General features: G+C 76.6%; 2 protein-coding genes. Both read left to right on the top strand.

Annotation, left to right across the window (positions count from 1 at the left end):
• Positions 1–431: hypothetical protein (locus J0670_RS34355; protein ID WP_207816309.1), on the top strand; the 431-nt coding region annotated here is incomplete at its 5' end.
• A gap of 221 nt (positions 432–652) precedes the next feature.
• Positions 653–3066, top strand: a 2414-nt coding sequence (locus J0670_RS34350; RefSeq protein ID WP_207816306.1) for a LysM peptidoglycan-binding domain-containing protein, incomplete at its 3' end; no start/stop codon positions are given.

Here is a 3066-nt window from a genome sequence, read left to right as displayed (position 1 = left end):
GGACCGGGCGTTCGCGCCGGTCCGACCGGGGCGCGGTCGCCCTCTTCGTGGCGATCTGCGCGGCCTACGTCGTACTCGTCATCGCCCTGGTGATCGACGCGGGCGGCCGGCTGCGGGTCGCCGAGCGCACCGACGCCTACGCCCTGGAGGCCGCGCGGGTCGGCGGCCAGCAGCTCGACCAGGCGGCGGTGCTGCAGGGGAAGGGCTTCAAGGTCCAGCAGGAGTACGTCCGGCAGGCCGCCGACGCCTACCTCGGGCTGTACGGGCTGCGGGCCGGCGAGGTCGAGTTCTCCGGCGACGGCAAGGTCGTCACCGTCACCGTGCAGGCCGACTACCGGCCGGTCCTGCTGGGTGCCCTCGGGGAGCGGAAGGTAACGGGCAAGGGCAGTGCGACCCTCGTCCACGGAGTCGAGAAAGCGGAGACCGACTGATGGCCGCGCCACGTGCCAAGGACCAGGCCCGATCCGCCCAGGCCCGTACCGGCCGGGCTGGAACCGCCCCGGCGGGAACCGCTCGGGCTGGAACCGCCCGGGCGGGAAACGGGAACGACCGGGACCGACAGGCGAGGGACCGACTCGCGAGGGGCCGGGCCCGAACCGGGCATCGGGCCGGGCGCCGCCGCGGCGGCGCCCTGATCACCGCGCTCGCCGCGTTGGTCACCCTGCTCGCGCTACTGCTCGGCGTGCCCGCGCTGCTGCTGTACGGCACCCACGCGGTCGCCTCGATGGGCGAGGTCGCGTCGGGCGGGGTGGGGGAGGCGCTCACCAGTCCGGACGACGGGCGGCTGTTCCTCTGGCTGCTGGTGGTGGTCGGCTGGCTGGCCTGGGCCTGCTTCGCGCTCTCCGTACTGCTGGAGATCCCCGCCCAGCTGCGCGGCCGGATCGCCCGCCGGATCCCCGCCTTCGGCTGGAGCCAGCGGATGGCGGCCGGACTCGTCGGCTCGGTGCTCGGACTGCTGCCGGTGGCCGGTTCGGCCTTCGCCGCGGTGCCCGAGCTGACCCACACTCCGGCCGTCCAGGCCCAGTTGACCCCGGGCGTGCAGCGGGCCGCACTGCCTGCGGCGCAGGCGGCGCCCGCACTGGCCCCGGCGGCCGACCAGCACCCGACGTACACCGTGCGGGACAGCCGGCCGGCGGACAGCCTGTGGACCATCGCGGAGCGCCAACTGGGCTCCGGCGAGCGGTGGGTGGAGATCGCCAAGCTCAACGACGGCCGGGCGATGGACGATTCGGGCGTTCGTTTCGACGCGGACCGGCCGATTCAGCCCGGGTGGGAACTGCTGATGCCGGCGGACGCCAAGCCGGACGAGGCCAGGGGAGCCGGGCAGGCTTCCGCGCAGACGCCCGCGCAGGCCCCGGCTCAGACGCCCGCGCCGGCGGCCGGGTCCGGCGCGGGCGCGGGGGCCGGTACGGCCGAGGTGCCGCAGGCCGGGACGGAGCCGGGTGCGGGTGGGCCGAAGACGGTGACCGTCCAGTCCGGGGACAGCCTGTCGGCCATCGCCCAGCGGGAGTTGGGGGACGGCGAGGCCTGGCCGAAGCTGTTCGAGGCGAACAAGGGGGTGCAGGCGCCGGGTGGGGAGCGGCTCACCGACCCGGACGTGCTGGAACCGGGGATGGTGCTCACCGTGCCGGGGGCGACCGCCCCCGCGCAGGCGCCGGCTCCGGCGCCCGATCAGGCCCCGGCGGCGCAGACGCCCGCGCCCACGCCCGCTCCCGCGCAGACGCCCGCGCCCGCTCCCACACAGGCCGCTCCGGCGCAGGGCGCCCCGGCGCCCACGCAGGCGCCCGCCCACACTCCCGCGCCCGCGCCCGCCGCGCACGCCGCCCCGGCGTCCAGCGGCGACTACAACGTCGCCCTCACCGCCTCCACCGTCGGCGTCCTGCTCGCCGCCATCATGGTCGGCACCGTCGCTCACAAGCGCGGTGCCCAGCTGCGCGGCCGCCGCCCCCGGCACCGCATCGCGATGCCCGACGCCGAGGCCGCCGCCTTCGAGAACGAGCTGATGGCGCGCCAGGACCAGGCCGGTCTCGAACTGCTGGACCGCGCCCTGCGCACCCTGGCCCGCAACACGGTGCGCGGCGGCAAGCGCCTGCCCGCCATCGTCGCCGCCCGGATCACCCTCGACCACGTCATCGAGCTGCACCTGTCCGGTCCGGCCACCCCGATCGCGCCGTTCCGCGCCGCGCACGCCGCCAACGTCTGGTGGTGCGGCGCCGACTCCGGCGACCTGCTCAGCGCCGCCCAGGCCCGTAAGACCGCCGCGCCCTACCCCGCGCTGGTCACCCTCGGTACCTCGCCCGACGGCTCGGTGGTGCTCGCCGACCTCGAGGCCGTCCGACTGCTGCACCTCTCCGGCCACCCCGACGACGCCCGCGACGTGCTGCGCACCCTCGCCATCGAACTCGCCCACAGTCCGCTCGCCGACCGCCTCCACCTGCACCTGGTGGACCTCGCCGAGGAGGTGGCGATCACCGGCCCGGCCGCCGAACGCGTCCACCGCCACCCCACCCTGGAGGCCGCGCTGGCCGCCCTCGGCCCGCGCACCGCCAAGGCCCGCGCCACCCTGATCGCCGCCGAGGCCGTCAGCCCGCGCGAGGCCCGCAGCCGGGGGCAGGCGGACGAGTCCTGGGTCCCCGAGATCGTGCTCTGCGCCCAGCAGCCCGGCGGTGACACCCCCGCCGAACTCGGCCGCCTGCTCGACGCCCGCCCGCGCACCTGCGTCGCCGTCATCACCCGCGCCCCCGAGCGCGGCACCGGGCCGGTCGCCCGCTGGACCCTGCCGACCACCGGCCAGGCCGCCATCCCCGGTCTGCACCTGACCGTCGAACTCCAGCGGCTCGACGGGCAGCAGTACGACCAGGTCGCCGAGCTGCTCCGGGTCGCCGACGACACCACCCAGCACCCGGCGCCCGCCTGGACCTTGGACGGTCCGGGCTTCGAACCGGACTTCGACGAGGACACCGACACCACCGAACTGCCGGTCGCGGTGCCCGTGTTGGCCACGGTCGGCGCGCCGGGCACGGAGGCCGAGGACGGTACGGACGCGGCCGCCGGGCCCCGGCTGCT

It is taken from the genome of Streptomyces sp. FH025 (assembly GCF_017427025.1).
Classification (GTDB): Bacteria; Actinomycetota; Actinomycetes; order Streptomycetales; family Streptomycetaceae; genus Kitasatospora.
The sequence above is the reverse complement of the archived record's forward strand: the minus strand, read 5'-3'. Positions and strand labels throughout refer to the sequence as shown.